This window comes from Arthrobacter sp. AG1021, from assembly GCF_003633665.1.
Classification (GTDB): Bacteria; Actinomycetota; Actinomycetes; order Actinomycetales; family Micrococcaceae; genus Glutamicibacter; species Glutamicibacter soli.
On sequence record NZ_RBLB01000006.1, the window covers coordinates 336,152 to 351,285 of the forward strand.

Here is a 15,134-nt window from a genome sequence, read left to right on the forward strand (position 1 = left end):
CATTTTCTGAGGATCAAGGTTGCGAGTTTCGCGGCAGGGAAATTGTCGAGTGATCCACGTCGCACGACAGGTGCCTCTTGGTGTTGTATGTCACCTGTGATGAAACTAAGGCAGACAACGACACGGCAGCCGACGGCGCAACGAAGCACCGTCCCCGCTCCGGAAACAGCAGGCAACGCAACGGATCACAAGCTCAAGCGACAGCTCAGCAGCCGGCACCTGCAGATGATCGCCATTGGCGGCTCCATCGGCACCGGGCTGTTCGTGGCCTCCGGCGGCACCATCGCCCAAGCGGGGCCGGGAGGGGCGCTCGTCGCCTATGCCGCCGTGGGACTCATGGTGTACCTGCTCATGCAGTCGCTGGGGGAGATGACCGCAAAGATCCCGGTGGCAGGTTCCTTCCAGACCTATGCCACCCGTTTCGTCTCGCCGTCCTTCGGGTTCGCCATCGGCTGGAACTACTGGTTCAACTGGGCCATCACCGTGGCGGCCGAGTTGGTGGCAGCAGGAATCGTCATGAGCTTCTGGCTGCCTGACGTCCCAGGCTGGGTCTGGGCCGGAGGGTTCCTCTTCGTGCTGACCGCGCTGAACGCCCTGTCCGCCAAGGCCTTCGGTGAAGGCGAGTTCTGGCTCGCGCTGATCAAGGTCGTTACCGTCATCGCATTCCTGGTGGCTGGCGTCCTGATGATCTTCGGCATCCTCGGCGACCATACCGACCCGCTCGCCAATTGGCGGGAAGGCCAAGACGTCTTCCATGGGGGATGGATCTCCATCATGGCCGTGTTCATGATCGCAGGGTTCTCCTTCCAGGGCACTGAGCTGGTCGGTGTCGCGGCCGGCGAAGCCAAGGATCCCCGCCGTGAAATCCCGAAAGCCATCCGCAGCGTGTTCTGGCGCATCATGCTCTTCTACATCGGCGCCATCTTCATCATCGGCTGCCTGATCCCGTTCACCGATCCGAGCCTGCTCTCCAGCGGCGAAGCTGACGTGGCGTCCTCGCCATTCACCATGGTCTTCGAGCGTGCCGGTATCGCCTTCGCGGCAGCCGCGATGAACGCCGTCATCCTCACCGCAATCCTCTCCGCCGGAAACTCCGGACTCTACGCCTCGACCCGCATGCTCTACGCCATGGCCCACGACGGCAAGGCCCCGAAGATCTTCGGCCGCACTAACTCGCGCGGTGTGCCAATGGCCGCATTGTTCGCCACCGCAGGTGTGGGACTCTTCGGATTCCTCACCGCGCTGATCGGCCAGGGCGCCGCCTATGCCTGGCTGCTCAACGTCTCGGGCCTGTGCGGGTTCATCGTCTGGGTGGGCATCGCGGTGTCCCACTACCGCTTCCGCCGTGGCTATCTGGCACAGGGATACGATGTCTCGGACCTGCCGTACCGCGCTCCGTTTTTCCCCCTGGGACCGTTGCTCGCCTTTATCATGCTCATTGCCGTCATTGCGGGACAGAACTACGAGGCGGTGCTCGCCGGACGCGGCCTGGAAGTGCTCTCCGCCTACATCGGCCTGCCGCTCTTCCTGGGGCTCTGGCTGATCCACAGGCTCGTGACCAAATCAAGCGTCGTCCCATTGATGAAGATGGATCTGTCCGCTCCGGAAGACATCGAGGAATCGGCCAAGGTGCGCTCTGCGCGAACCGTGGCGGGGAACTAGTGCGCTCGTTAGCACTCGCCTTGACCGAGTGCTAATAATCGTCCTAAAGTCATGTGTGGGTGGCATGCCGTTGGCATGTCACACCGCCTGACTGGATACCACCAACTGGCACCGCGACGACGGTTGGTCCAATGCCAGTAGGGCGCACCCCTACACCATTGGTTCATACACGAAAAGGAGAGACCATGTCTGTCTCCATCAAGCCGCTCGAAGACCGCATTGTCATCAAGCAGGTCGAAGCCGTGACCACCACCGCTTCGGGCCTGGTTATTCCGGACTCCGCCAAGGAAAAGCCGCAGGAAGGCACCGTTGTCGCAGTAGGCCCAGGCCGCATCGACGACAACGGCAACCGCATTCCGCTGGACGTAGCCGAAGGCGACGTAGTCCTGTACTCGAAGTACGGCGGAACCGAGGTCAAGGTCGGCAACGAGGAGTACCTGGTGCTCTCGGCTCGCGACGTTCTGGCAGTCGTCGTAAAGTAACGCCAACCTCGCGGCATCCACTAGCCATCCACCGTCACGGCGCTCGCCGGACGTGGGGGAGAAGCTACGCGGATGCAGCCGAACTTTCAGGAGTCAATGCATGGCTAAGCAGCTAGCATTCAACGAGGAAGCACGCCGTGCCCTCGAAGCGGGCATCGACAAGCTCGCAAACACCGTGAAGGTCACCCTCGGCCCACGCGGCCGCAACGTGGTGCTCGCCAAAACCTGGGGCGCCCCGACCATCACCAACGACGGTGTCACCATTGCCCGTGACATCGATCTGGAAGATCCATACGAGAACCTCGGCGCACAGCTGGCCAAGGAAGTCGCCACCAAGACCAACGACGTTGCAGGCGATGGCACCACCACCGCCACCGTCCTGGCCCAGGCACTGGTCAAGGAAGGCCTGAAGAACGTGGCCGCCGGGGCCGCGCCTGGCGATGTCCGCAAGGGCATCGAGCTGGCCACCGAGATCGTCTCCGAGCGCCTGGCCGCCAACGCCGTGGCCGTGGAGGACAAGGTCGCCAACGTGGCGGCCATCTCCGCGCAGTCGGATGAAATCGGCGACCTGCTGGCCGAGGCCTTCAAGACCGTGGGCACCGACGGTGTCATCACGATCGAGGAATCCTCCACCACCGCCACCGAGCTGGTCCTCACCGAGGGCATGCAGTTCGACAAGGGCTACCTGTCCCCGCAGTTCATCACCGATGCAGAGCGCCAGGAAGCTGTCCTGGAAGACGCACTGGTGCTGATCAACCCGGGCAAGATCTCCACCGTGGCGGAATTCCTGCCGCTGCTGGAAAAGGTCCTGGAAGCCAAGAAGCCGCTGCTGATTATCGCCGAGGACGTCGAGGGCGAAGCCCTGTCCACCCTGGTGGTCAACAAGCTGCGCGGCCTGCTGAACGTGGTAGCCGTCAAGGCTCCGGGCTTCGGCGACCGCCGCAAGGCCATGATGCAGGATCTGGCGATCCTCACCGGTGCCCAGGTGGTTACCCCTGAGCTGGGTCTGTCGTTGGACCAGGTCGGCACCGAGGTGCTCGGCTCGGCCCGCCGCGTGACCATCACCAAGGATTCGACCACCATCGTTGACGGTGCCGGAACCGAGGAAGACGTCCAGGACCGCGTGGCCCAGCTGAAGGCCGAACTGTCCCGCACCGATTCGGAATGGGACCGCGAGAAGCTCTCCGAGCGCTTGGCCAAGCTGGCCGGCGGCATCGGCGTCATCAAGGTCGGCGCGTCGACCGAGGTGGAACTGAAGGAACGCAAGCACCGCATCGAGGACGCCGTGTCCTCCACCCGTGCAGCGCTGGAGGAGGGCATCGTGGCCGGCGGCGGTACCGCCCTGGTCGACGCCCTGTCCGCACTGGATGAGGATGCCCGCGCCACCGCCGCCGAAGGCGACGTGGCAGCAGGCGTGGCCATCGTCCGCCGCGCACTGGTGCAGCCGCTGTTCTGGATCGCCACCAACGCCGGCTTCGACGGCTCTGTGGTGGCCTCCAAGGTCGCCGAATCCGGCGCCAACGAGGGCTTCAACGCCAAGACCGGCGTCTACGAGAACCTGCTTTCCGCAGGCGTCATCGACCCGGTCAAGGTCACCCGCTCGGCGCTGCGCAACGCAGCTTCGATCGCAGCCCTGGTGCTGACCACCGAAACCCTCGTGGCTGACAAGCCAGCCGAGGAAGAGGAAGCAGCACACAGCCACTAGGCTTCTGCCTGGCAGCTGATGCCGCCGCGGAACCGAGTCTCGACTCGGATCCGCGGCGGCATTCGTGCATTAATGGAACACATACTTCGACCACATACCCCGACTAAGCGATGGGAGCGCCCGCCATATGCGGCACCACCGCAATGAAGAGCCCGGCCCACCCCGGCTGCGGCGGTTCAACACCACACGCGCGGCCCGCAAGTGGATTGTCGCCGCAATGGTGTTCGGCATGGCGTTGCTGGTCGCCGGAATCGCGGCAGCCTTCCACCAGGACAACCTGTACCTCGCGGGCCTCATGAAGCACTCAACAACGGTGAGTGCAACGGTACTGTCCCAGGACGTGGACGACTGCTCAGTGCAGGTGAAACTCAACGGCGGCGAACACACCGCGCAAACCAGCTGCACGGATCAGCTGTACAAGCCGGGGTCCGAGGTCCAGCTCGTTGCCGATCCGCGGATGCCGGCAGCTGACCCGTATTACTACCACCTATACAGCTCACCTATGCAATTGGAAGAAGACGCGGAAACCGACTGGATGCTCGGAGCTTTCTTCGTGCTCATGCTGGCCGGAGGCACGTGGGCTATCGGCTACCAGTTCATGCTCAAACCAGACCGACCTGCCCACGTGCTACGCCAACTGGGCGTCAAACCGGCCCCGGGCCGTTTCGAACGCCTGGTATTGGCTTTGCAGCATGCGCCGCGCAAGGCCCGCTACACGCTGATCCTGGTGTGCCTGGTGGTGTCCGTTGCCTCAGCGGCGGCGTTCATCGTGAGCGATGCGCAGGACGCGCGCGCCGCGCAAGACGCCGTCAGCACGCAACCGCACATCACCGCGACGCTGGCAGCCCACGAGATCACCGGGCGCTCCGGAGAGCCGGCCAAGGTTGACGTGGGCGACCGGCGGATGGCACTGAGCTGGAACACGGTAGGGCAGAAATCCATGGAACTGGGTGATGAGCTGCTCGTAGTCATCGATCCCAGATACAAGGACATTGCCATCCCTGTTGATTTCGCGCAGGGTCCCGACAACTCGTCGGGAGCTCGACTGGGTAATATGCTGTTTGCCTTTTTCCCCGGCGCTCTTCTAATGGGCCTTGCCTTCAGGGTTCTTGCCAGCAGGAGTCCATTCTCCGCATTCGAGCCGGTTCAATTGGATGAGGATGACCAGACTCACCCACTCTGAGCGAAAAGTTCATGCCCGTGTGAGAGCCGAACCAACGTCTACAACCAAGCAAAATGGCAGGTTCCCCGCTTGGCAAGGGTGCTCCCTCTTCTCGTCCTGCAGCTTCAAGCAGCGACGTACAGTTGCGGAAACCTATTCCAAAATTTCGCCGACACCGAGAAGGTTTACTTGCCCGACACGGACTACGTGCAAGTAGCGATCCGGCGCTTCTCGCTCTGCGGTTTCCCGACTGCAATAAAGAGCTTCGGGAATCGGCGACTCCATGACTCCGTAGATGGGATTTCCGTTGGCATCCATGTCATACGGCAACAAAGTGGTATGGGTAAGATACAGGATCTCGGCTTCTGTCACGGCGCTATCGCCAGCATCCTGTACCCTTCGCGCTTCCCAACTGACTTCAGCGTCCGGATACATCTCTTGAAGTGCATAGCAGTTACGCTCGTTGGCCATGACCGCAATGATTGGTTCTATGTACTCCAGAGACGCAAACGGGCTGCGTTGCTTAGCGTAGACGACATAGACCTTCGATTTGTCCCGGGAATCCGGGACATGAAGCATCTTGAGCCTTGCTACAAGCTTGGTGAGAGACGGCATTGAACACCCTTCTGTACGGAAGCGTACCCATCGTCAAAATAAATCTTGCCATAGCAAAAATGGTGCCGAAGGTACTGATTGACCAATTGGCTGTCTTCAACGTTGTCCAACAAGTTCATGGTGCCGAGCTTCGAAGACAGCGGAGAATCAGGTTCCTTCACACGTCCTAACGGAACACGTTCTAGACGAACCAGCCACGGTTTTCGCCAGCCGACTAAGCCAGGCGCAACCCTGCGATGCCAAGCCCCAACGATGAATTAATCGGGTGTTACCAGATGGATCTAACCCGGCGGCAGCCTGCGGCATCCTAGGCATTTCGTCTCTGCGGCCCGCGTCTCGGTCGCTGTAGTCGGATGAAAGGAGCTAGTGAAGGGACTACCAATTTGTCGTGCAACGCAAGCTTGAGGAATCAGTTCAAATGGAATACAAATTCCTGATTGCTAGGATCGAATGATGTTCGGAAAGGGCTGAGGCCGCAGAACCGGACCCGCCCTGTCCCCGAGGAAAGCACCACTTCGTGTCGTTGACGATCACCCCCGCCGGGAAAGCTGAATCCAAACCCGGATTCAGGACCGACCTGCAGGGACTGCGCGCCCTGGCGGTGCTGCTCGTGATGGTCTACCACATCTGGTTCTCCCGGGTTTCCGGGGGAGTGGACATCTTCCTGATGCTCTCGGCCTTCTTCCTCACCGCCTCGGTTTCCAAACGGATCAGCCGCGGTGAACGGCCCCGGGTGCTGAACCAATGGGCCCACCGCTTCTCCCGGCTCGTGCCGCAGGCCGCCGTAGTGGTGCTCGCGGTGGTGATCGGTTCATGGGTGCTGCTGCCCAGCAACCGCTGGCCGCAGCTGATCGACCAGTCTTTCGCCTCGCTGTTCTACAAGCAGAACTGGTACCTGGCCGAGAATCAGGTCGACTACTACGCCTTCAACACAGCGGCCTCCTCGCCGCTGCAGCACTTCTGGTCGCTGTCCGTCCAAGGGCAGGTCTTCATCCTCTGGCCGCTGATCCTCGCGGCCTGCGCTCTTGTCTGGAAGCTGTTCTTCTCGAGGCGAAACTTCGCCTGGGTCGCCGGCACCGCCTTCGGGCTCATCTTCGCCGGATCCCTGGCCTTCTCGATCCACCTGACCGCCGCCAACCAGCAGGTTGCCTACTTCCATACCGGCGCCCGGCTGTGGGAATTCGCGCTGGGATCCCTGCTGGCGCTCGCCCTGCCGTGGCTTTCCGCGCTGCCGGAGAAGCTGCGCCGGATTGGCGGCTGGACGGGCCTGTCCACGATCATCTCCTGCGGCGCACTGCTGGACGTGCAGGGCCAATTCCCCGGCTACATCGCGCTGGTCCCGACCTTGGGTGCGGCGCTGGTCATCATGGCCCCTTCCGCCCGAAGTTGGTCCAACCCCTCGGGGCTGCTGTCGCTGCCTCCGCTGCGCAAGCTGGGGGACCTGTCCTACGGCATGTACCTGTGGCACTGGCCGCTGCTGGTGTTCTACCTGACGCTCAGCGGCTCGAGCCGCGCGGGCATCCTTCCCGGAGCGCTGCTGATCATCGCGTCCATCGCCATGTCCTGGTGCACCACACGCTGGGTGGAGAAGCCGCTGTCCGCGCGGCAGGTGGCCGCGGACTTCGGCGGCCTGCTCGCAGGACGCCAAGCCCAGCTGGCCTCCGGCGTGCTGGTTGCGGTGATCGGGGTGGGCATCGTCAGCGTCCCGGTGCTCGCCTGGGAAGGCAACGTCGAGTACCGCCGCACCGTGGCCGCCGCGCAGGCCCCTGAGGAGACGCCCGGGGCCACCGCCAGCGAGGACTGGGATCCGTCGCCGGCGGCGCTGACCCTGCCGCTGGCCACCGACCTGGACGGCGAATGGCAGAACCCGGGGCAGGAGTGCTCCGGGGCGCAGGATCCCGAGGACCCGCGCATCACCTTCTGCCGGCAGGGCGGCAACTTCGGCGCGGGGGAGCCGGTGCTGGTGATGCTGGGTGATTCGCACATGCAGCACTGGTCCGAGGCCGGAGCACGGATGATGGAGGGCTCCGGCGGCAGCTGGATCCTGCTGCACCACCCGGGCTGCCGCTACGGCTCCGAGACGGCGCGCTCCGAACCCGAGTGCGCTTCCTTCCAGGACGCGGCCCAGGAATACGTCACCGCGCTGGCCCCCACCTGGGTTATGGCCAACGCCAGCATGACAGTGCAGGGCTACGACGAGGACCTGCGCACCCCGGGGGAGCAGGAAGCCCTGGTTGACGGGTTCGACCAGGCGATCTTCCCGTTCCTTGCCGCGGGCAGCAAGGTGGTCGCGGTGCGCGACACCCCGCGCTACGAATACCTCATCCCGGAATGCGTGGACGCGGCCAAGTCGGACTCCTCGCGCTGCGATGGGCTGGCCTCCGAGCTGCTGAACGAGACCAACCCGGTGGAGAAGTGGCTGGACTCCGCCGACTACGGCAACACGGTGATCTCACTGGACCTGACCCCGGTGCTCTGCCCTCAGGGCGTGTGCAAGGCGGTCATCGGCAACGTGCTGACCTATCTGGACAACTCGCACCTGTCCAAGATGTTCGTGGACAGCGCCGCGGACGAGTTCGCCGCCGCCTTCCGCGCGGCCACCGGATTCAAAAACTAGTCGCGGCCCGGCATTCGACACACTTCGGTGCTGATCTGCGCTTATGACGCCACCGCGGCATGAGCTTGGACACAGTGGCGCGAGCGGGAATCACGCAAAGGGCAAAAGGGTTCTAACATATAAGCAACCTCCGCTTTCGCCCCGAAAGGTTCATACGTGACTGAGTTCAACCCCTTTGCCTTTGAAGGACTCACCTACGACGACGTGCTGCTGCTGCCTGGCCCAACGGATGTGATCCCGTCCAACGCCGACACCACCACCCGCTTCACCAAGCGCATCAACATCCAGGTGCCGATCAGCTCGGCCGCCATGGACACCGTCACCGAGGCTCCGATGGCAATCGCGTTGGCCCGCCAGGGCGGCATCGGCGTGATCCACCGCAACCTTTCCATCGCGGACCAGGCCAAGCAGGTCGACCAGGTCAAGCGCTCCGAGTCGGGCATGATCACCGACCCGGTCACCGTGCACCCGGGCGCCACCCTGGCCGACTGGGATGACCTGTGCGCGCAGTACCGCGTCTCCGGCCTGCCGGTGGTTGACGAGAACAACAAGCTGCTGGGCATCATCACCAACCGCGACACCCGCTTCGTGCCGCGCGAGCAGTACCTGACCACCAAGGTCTACGAGGTGATGACCGGCATGCCGCTGATCACCGCCAAGGACGGCGTCTCCCGCGAGACCGTCATCGAGCTGCTCTCCAAGAACCGCATCGAGAAGCTCCCGCTGGTCGACGACGAAGGCAAGCTGACCGGCCTGATCACCGTCAAGGACTTCGACAAGGCCGAGCAGTACCCGCTGGCCACCAAGGACGAGGACGGCCGCCTGCGCGTAGCCGCCGCCGTGGGCTTCTTCGGCGAAGGCTACGAGCGCGCCATGACCCTGATCGACGCCGGCGTCGACGCGCTGGTCGTGGACACCGCCAACGGCCACTCCAAGGGCGTGCTGGAAATGATCGCCCGCCTGAAGAAGGACCCCGCCGCGGCGCACGTCGACGTCATCGGCGGCCAGGCTGCCACCTTCGAGGGCGCCAAGGCGCTGATCGACGCCGGCGCCGACGCCATCAAGGTCGGCGTGGGCCCGGGCTCCATCTGCACCACCCGCATCGTCGCCGGCGTGGGCGTCCCGCAGGTCACCGCCATCTACGAAGCTGCCAAGGCCGCCATCCCGGCCGGCGTGCCGCTGATCGCCGACGGCGGCCTGCAGCACTCGGGCGACATCGGCAAGGCGCTGGTGGCCGGCGCCGACTCGGTCATGCTCGGTTCCCTGCTGGCAGGCACCGCAGAGTCCCCGGGCGACCTGGTCTTCATGGGTGGCAAGCAGTTCAAGGCCTACCGCGGCATGGGCTCGCTGGGCGCCATGGAAACCCGCGGCAAGAACACTTCCTACTCCAAGGACCGCTACTTCCAGTCGGACGTGCCGTCCAACGAGAAGCTGATCCCGGAAGGCATCGAAGGCCAGGTTCCGTACCGCGGCCCGCTGTCCGCCGTGGTGCACCAGCTGGTCGGCGGACTGCGCCAGACCATGTTCTACGTGGGCGGCCCGACCATCGAGGAGCTGAAGGCGCGCGGCAAGTTCGTCCGCATCACCGCCGCCGGCCTGAAGGAATCGCACCCGCACGACATCATGATGACCGTCGAGGCCCCGAACTACCGTTCACGCTAGAATCCCCAGGCCAAACCCCGTCCCAGCCCGCCCATCCGGCGCGCAGGGGCGGGGTTTTCCCGTGCCCGGGCGCCGCCGCCGGATTCGCGGCCAACGCACGGGTCCACATGCCGCGCACGGACTTATCATGGGATGCACGACGCCCTGGCCTACTGCCGGTTCCGCCCCGAAACCCCGACCCCGGCCCGCAGAAAGTGGAGGGTGCGCCATGAGCGACACCGAGGAAACCATCGTCCACTACGCCTCCGGAAACGTGCGCGAGGCCATGTTCGCCGCGCTGCGCGCCGCCGGACACGACCCGGCCCGGCTGCGGGCCGAGGACACCAACGAGGCCGACCACCTCCACCTGGGCGGGAAGCACACCACCGCCTGGATCGCCGACACCCTGGCGCTCGACGACGGCGCGCGCCTGCTGGATGTCGGCAGCGGCATGGGCGGGCCGGCTCGCTACTTAGCCGGCCGCGGCGCGACCGTCACCGGGGTGGATGTCACCGCGGAGTTCGTCGATCTGGCCACCGAACTGAACCGCGCCTGCGGGCTCGACGGCGCCGTCACCATGCTCAACCGCTCCGGCCAGGACACCGGGCTGCCCGAGGGCTCCTTCGATGCCGCGCTGATGCTGCACGTGGGCATGAACATCGCCGACAAGGCCCCGGTGTTCGCCGAGGTCTTCCGGCTGCTGCGCCCCGGCGGCGTTTTCGGCGTCTACGACCTGATGGGCACCAACGAGCTGACCTTCCCGATGCCCTGGTCCATCACCAAGGAATCGTCCCACGTGGAATCCGAAGCCGCCTACCGCGGCTACTTGGAAGGCACAGGGTTCGACGTGCAGCGCAGCATGGAGCACCGCGACGAGGTGCTCGCCCGCGCCGCGTTGATGCTGCAGCAGGGCGGCGCCCCGCTCTCCGGAGCGTTGATCCTGGGCGAGGACGTGGTGCTGCGACGGCAGCATTCCATCGAAGCGGTCCGCGACCGGCAGGTCACCCCGACGCTGCTCATCTCGCGCAAGCCGGAATAGCGCGCTCAGTGCGGCCATCCGTACCGGGGGAGCGGCGCTGCTTCCCCGGGACGGATGCGCCCGGGGATCAGCGTGCGGCGCCCTGCCTCGCGCGACGGCGCAGCCAGCCGCGGCACAGCATGAAGACCAGCGCCCCCAGCCCGGTGCCGAAGGTATTGGCCACCAGATCCCTTGCCGAGGGCACCCGGTCAGGGAGCAGGAGCAGCTGCCCGGTTTCGATCATCACGGAGACCGCGAGTCCGCAGAGCACCGCCAGCCACGGCCAGCGCAGCCACCACGAGGCCAGCAGGCCCAACGGCATGAAGTACAGGATATTCGCGCCGAATTCGATCTCGCCGTAGCCGAACCACTGCGGCACGCCGATCCGGTGCAGCTGCTCGATGAACGCGAACAGCCACGGCCCCGCTTCGGCATCCACGGGTGTCGGCCAGAATGCCACCAGCACCAGCGCTATGGCGTAAGCCACCGCTGCGACCAAGGCCCACCGGGCCGAACGGTTCTTCACTCCAACTACCCCCAAGAAGTTGCGCAAACGCATCTGTCCGCAATTTTAGTCTGGTTCGAGACCGCAAGACCTGCATGACCGGCACGCGTGTATCGCCAGTGACTGCCTGTGTTTCGCGGCGACTAAGGAGCGACGTCGACGTCCGACCTTCCCCTGGCCCAAAGAATTCTTTTCCGGCACTTCTCCACAATCCGCACCCCACCCACCACCAGCCAGCTCACCCGGGCGTTCACTGGAGCCATGAACACCACCGCACTGGCCCAAGGCCTCACCAGCCTGCACCACGTACTGGCCCAGGTACGTCCCGCGCCCGGTGCCGCCCTGCCCGAACTATCAGGCACCCAGCTGCGGGATTTGCGCACCAGCCTGCTGGACACCTTCGCCGCCCTGCGCGAAACCCTCTCCGATACCACCGATCCCCGCCTGGCCCTGGAACTGGCGACCACCGCCCAGCAGCTCGGCTTCGAAGCGACCCGCATGGATTTGGTCGCCGCCGAACGCACTGCCGCCACCGCCGCCCACACCCTGGCCCAAAGCGAACTGGACGCCCTGCGCGAGCACCCCGCCGACACCACCAGCACCCCGGCCCGGGCTACCGGGCGGGCCTGCTACCGCGACCCCGAAGAACTGCTGGCCTCCTGGACCCGCACCCCCTACTGGCACACCCACCGCCTCATCCTGGATTCCATGGACCTGGTGGCGCGCAAGGACTTTACCGGGGCCCGGGTTGCCCCACGGTTCGAGCACCTGGCCGCCCTGCTCTTCCAGGCCGGGGTGGATCCGACGGTGGTGCGGCAGGCCAGCCGGAAACTGGCCAAGGTCGAACCCGAAGACCGCACCTTCGAAGGCACCGCCACCAGCCCGACCCTGTTGCATGCCGATGGGCGCACCGTGGAGGAACACGCCGCCCAAGTCCTGGCCGAGGAGTTCATCCCGTTCGCGGCGGTGAAGAAGATCGCCTGCCTGATCCTGGAGGCCATCAACCGGTCCGGGCCAATCCCGCCGGCCTCGCTGCGCCGTGGCGTGTTCCCGTTGCCGATCCGCAGCCCGCACTTCCGCGAGTTTTTGGTGCGGACTTCCACGGCGGAGGGGGCGTGGGTGGATGCGTTGATCGCGGCGGCGAACAAGGCCAGCACGCAGGCCGGGCAGGCCGCGCGGAGGAACCCGGCCTCGGCGAACCCGAACCGGGGGCCAGGCTCAGGCGGGCCGGTGGCGGGGGCGTCGTTTTTCAAGGACCCTGCCGATAATCCGAACCAGCCCACGGGGCAGGACCCGCAGCCGCAGGCGGATGCCGCCACCGAGAGCGAAACCACCGGGACCGAAGCCACCAGCGCCGGGGCTACCGGAGTTACCGGGGCCGGCCCCGGCCAGGAAGGCGGCTGGTCGATCCAGGACCTGCTGCCCGAAGGATCCGAGCAGCTGCGCTGGGACGATGACGAGTTGTTCATCCCCGAAGCGACCCCGCCCGAACGCGCGTTGAACGCGCTGCTGGAGATCCTGCTGGACGCCACCGGCGAGGACCCGCCCGGGGCCGCCTTCGGGGACGGCGGCCCGGGCCAGGGATCCCTCTTCGATTCCGACCCCGCGAACGCCGACGACGGCAGCGCCGGCAAGGCCGGCTGGGCCGAGGACGGGGAGGAGTGCTTCGCCGGGGAGCCCGACAGATCCCCGCCGCAGCGCAAGCGCAAGCGGTTGCGGCCGGTGGTCATCGCCCACCTGCAGCTGAACGACCTGCAACACTTGGCGTCCTCGACGGCGCAGACCGCGCACGGGGTGGATCTGCCGCCGGCGGCGTTGCGGCAGCTGCTGTGCCAGGCGGATCTGATCCCGGCGGTGTTCAATACGGACGGGGTGCTGCTGGACTTCGGGCGGACCAAACGCTTCGTGCCCGAGGTGCTGCAGCGTGCGGTGCTGGCCAGGGACCGGTACTGCCTGGTGCCCGGGTGCACCGCGACGGTGGAGCAGCTGGAATTCCACCACACCGACCCGTACGCCTTGGGCGGGGAAACGAACTTGGACAAGATCGCTCCGGGGTGCAAGAACCACCACATCGAGTTCGACCATGAGGTGATCAAGATCGTGTGGGTGAAGGGCCTGCCGTGGGTGCTGCTGCCCAAGGATCGGGATCCGGCGCAGCGGTTGCGCAGGAATTACAGTCCACCGGGCGTCCCGACCAGCATCCCGCTACCGGATTGACGAGCATTCGGTTTTCTTTCCGCGCGCAGTTGCCAATCCCACGTGCCCCGACCGGTCGCCAAACCCGATCTGACACGTAGAATTATTCGATGGCGGCGCGAGGTGCGCGTGCGGGGTCCCTCCCGCCACGGCGCCGCAGGACGGAAGGAAACCGATTCACGTGGCTCAGCCAGCGAACCTGAAGAAACTTGCCCGCGAGCGCATGGAGCGCACCGGCGAGAGCTATACGACCGCCCGCAAGAACATCCTCACCAACAAGCCCGAAAGCCCCCGGGCCGCCCGCGCCGCCGAAGCGCGCAACTACGCCTCACAGGGCAAATCCGGAAAGCAGGGCTCCGGCAAGGCCAAGTCCGCCAAACCAAAGCGCCCGGAACAGCCAGCCAAGGCACCGGCCAACTTGGACGAACTGCCCGAATACCCGGCCCCGGAGAACGTGGTGCAGTACGACGCGGCGCTCTGGCATCGCGTGCTCACCCAGGCCGGCGTGACCAACCCCGTCACCGGGCAGCCGTACTCCGAGGCCATGCTCGCGGGCCTGGCCGGCGGCGTCGGCTTCATGCAGCACAGCTTCCAGGACGAGGACGCCGTCAGCGTCACCCTGGTGACCCGCGCCCATCCTGAGCCATATACCCAGAACCTGTTGACCCGCTGCGGCGCCAAGATCAACGAGCGCACCACCGGTTCGGCCGTGCGCGCCGCCGAATACCTCGACACCGGGCTGGACGCCGGACGCGCCGTCGTGGTCCGCGTCGCGGTCAACGCCCTGCCGTGGATCGAGGAGGGCGAAGTCGACGAGTCGGACACCATCGATCTGGCAGTGGTTGGAGAACTCGACGACGACCTGCTGGTGGACGACGGTTCCGGCTCGCTGAACCCCGTCAGCCCCGAGGACCTGACCGCTGCCCGCGCCCGCCGGAAGCGCGAGAAGTTCTGGCAGGCCTGGGTCACCTCGCGCCGCTCGCCCAAGCCCGAGGCCCTGGCCTCCAATGTGCTGGACGCGGTCCAGGAGACCACGGCCCGGCTGCTGGGCACCAGCGAGCTGCGCGGCATCCCGGTGCACTTCGCCAAGAACTTCGGCATCGTCGGCATGCGCAACTTCGCGGCCCGCCTGCGCGACACCGAAGGCAAAACCGGCTGGAACCAGATGTTTGCCGACGCCGAACAGCTGGAAATTGGGCTCTCGCAGCTGGCAGGCTTCCTGTCCGACACTCGTTTCGGCGGAATCGGCGGCCTGCGCGGGCTGTATGCGGACTTCCTTGACGAAGCCGCGGACCTTCCGGGCCTGTCCGAACTGGGGGAGCACTCCGCTGCCTACGCCCAGCTGGCGGCCTTCTGGATCGACTTCGCCCAGCTGCTCGAAGAGCCGGTGGACATCGACCAGCGCCAGCCGCTGTTCGACAAGATGGCACAGGTCATGGACCAGATTGCCGATGCCGAGCAGGAGGCCGCGCAGGCCCTGGCCGACACCGCGGCCACGCTGCGCACGGTGGCGGGTGTGGCGCACTAGACG

Annotated in this window: 11 protein-coding genes; 9 read left to right on the plus strand and 2 right to left on the minus strand. The window is 65.5% G+C overall.

The genetic code is table 11. The annotated features are described in order from the left end of the window. Window positions 1–87: 87 nt before the first annotated feature. The 4 genes from DFO58_RS01820 (at window position 88) to DFO58_RS01835 (ending at window position 5,032) form a co-directional block, all read left to right on the plus strand. A complete protein-coding gene (locus DFO58_RS01820) occupies window positions 88–1,662 on the plus strand; it encodes an amino acid permease (RefSeq protein ID WP_286163414.1) in 1,575 nt (524 codons plus the stop codon). Between the two features lie 185 nt (window positions 1,663–1,847). Continuing rightward, window positions 1,848–2,144: a co-chaperone GroES gene (gene groES / locus DFO58_RS01825; RefSeq protein WP_013349608.1), complete on the plus strand. Its 297-nt coding sequence runs from the start codon at window positions 1,848–1,850 to the stop codon at window positions 2,142–2,144. 100 nt (window positions 2,145–2,244) lie between these two features. Next, window positions 2,245–3,849, plus strand: coding sequence for a chaperonin GroEL (gene groL / locus DFO58_RS01830; protein WP_047119634.1), 1,605 nt, complete (start codon window positions 2,245–2,247; stop codon window positions 3,847–3,849). A gap of 127 nt (window positions 3,850–3,976) precedes the next feature. Next, entirely contained in the window at window positions 3,977–5,032 is a 1,056-nt protein-coding gene (locus DFO58_RS01835; RefSeq protein WP_147407168.1) for a hypothetical protein, read from the plus strand. A 132-nt stretch (window positions 5,033–5,164) separates the two neighbouring features. On the opposite strand, the gene DFO58_RS01840 is transcribed toward DFO58_RS01835, so the two are convergent. Beyond that, window positions 5,165–5,626: a hypothetical protein gene (locus DFO58_RS01840; RefSeq protein WP_120989148.1), complete on the minus strand. Its 462-nt coding sequence runs from the start codon at window positions 5,624–5,626 to the stop codon at window positions 5,165–5,167. Window positions 5,627–6,143: 517 nt separating this feature from the next. On the opposite strand from DFO58_RS01840, the gene DFO58_RS01845 reads away from it, so the two are divergent. The 3 genes from DFO58_RS01845 to DFO58_RS01855 all read left to right on the plus strand — a co-directional run bounded on the left by DFO58_RS01845 (window position 6,144) and on the right by DFO58_RS01855 (window position 10,923). After that, window positions 6,144–8,243 carry an acyltransferase family protein gene (locus DFO58_RS01845; RefSeq protein ID WP_147407169.1) on the plus strand — a complete coding sequence of 700 codons (2,100 nt, stop codon included), beginning with the start codon at window positions 6,144–6,146 and terminating at the stop codon, window positions 8,241–8,243. Window positions 8,244–8,399: 156 nt separating this feature from the next. Next, window positions 8,400–9,905: an IMP dehydrogenase gene (gene guaB / locus DFO58_RS01850; RefSeq protein WP_047119630.1), complete on the plus strand. Its 1,506-nt coding sequence runs from the start codon at window positions 8,400–8,402 to the stop codon at window positions 9,903–9,905. Window positions 9,906–10,113: 208 nt separating this feature from the next. Next, complete coding sequence (locus DFO58_RS01855) at window positions 10,114–10,923, plus strand: class I SAM-dependent methyltransferase (RefSeq protein WP_183043081.1); 810 nt, start codon at window positions 10,114–10,116, stop codon at window positions 10,921–10,923. 67 nt (window positions 10,924–10,990) lie between these two features. Here the strand turns inward: DFO58_RS01855 and DFO58_RS01860 are convergent, their stop codons facing one another. Further along, a complete protein-coding gene (locus DFO58_RS01860; RefSeq protein WP_120989151.1) occupies window positions 10,991–11,461 on the minus strand; it encodes a VanZ family protein in 471 nt (156 codons plus the stop codon). 207 nt (window positions 11,462–11,668) lie between these two features. On the opposite strand from DFO58_RS01860, the gene DFO58_RS01865 reads away from it, so the two are divergent. Next, window positions 11,669–13,624 carry an HNH endonuclease signature motif containing protein gene (locus DFO58_RS01865; RefSeq protein WP_120989152.1) on the plus strand — a complete coding sequence of 652 codons (1,956 nt, stop codon included), beginning with the start codon at window positions 11,669–11,671 and terminating at the stop codon, window positions 13,622–13,624. Window positions 13,625–13,784: 160 nt separating this feature from the next. After that, the gene (locus DFO58_RS01870; protein ID WP_120989153.1) at window positions 13,785–15,131 is read left to right on the plus strand and encodes a DUF4872 domain-containing protein; all 1,347 of its coding nucleotides are present in this window, start codon (window positions 13,785–13,787) and stop codon (window positions 15,129–15,131) included. Window positions 15,132–15,134: the final 3 nt, after the last annotated feature.

What these genes read in the sequence shown, in the direction of transcription:
- groES (WP_013349608.1), top strand. Translation starts at nt 1,848, where the DNA reads ATGTCTGTCTCCATCAAGCCGCTCGAAGACCGCATTGTCATCAAGCAG.
- DFO58_RS01865 (WP_120989152.1), top strand. Translation starts at nt 11,669, where the DNA reads ATGAACACCACCGCACTGGCCCAAGGCCTCACCAGCCTGCACCACGTA.
- DFO58_RS01835 (WP_147407168.1), top strand. Translation starts at nt 3,977, where the DNA reads ATGCGGCACCACCGCAATGAAGAGCCCGGCCCACCCCGGCTGCGGCGG.
- DFO58_RS01820 (WP_286163414.1), top strand. Translation starts at nt 88, where the DNA reads ATGTCACCTGTGATGAAACTAAGGCAGACAACGACACGGCAGCCGACG.
- DFO58_RS01855 (WP_183043081.1), top strand. Translation starts at nt 10,114, where the DNA reads ATGAGCGACACCGAGGAAACCATCGTCCACTACGCCTCCGGAAACGTG.
- groL (WP_047119634.1), top strand. Translation starts at nt 2,245, where the DNA reads ATGGCTAAGCAGCTAGCATTCAACGAGGAAGCACGCCGTGCCCTCGAA.
- DFO58_RS01840 (WP_120989148.1), bottom strand. Translation starts at nt 5,626, where the DNA reads ATGCCGTCTCTCACCAAGCTTGTAGCAAGGCTCAAGATGCTTCATGTC.
- DFO58_RS01860 (WP_120989151.1), bottom strand. Translation starts at nt 11,461, where the DNA reads ATGCGTTTGCGCAACTTCTTGGGGGTAGTTGGAGTGAAGAACCGTTCG.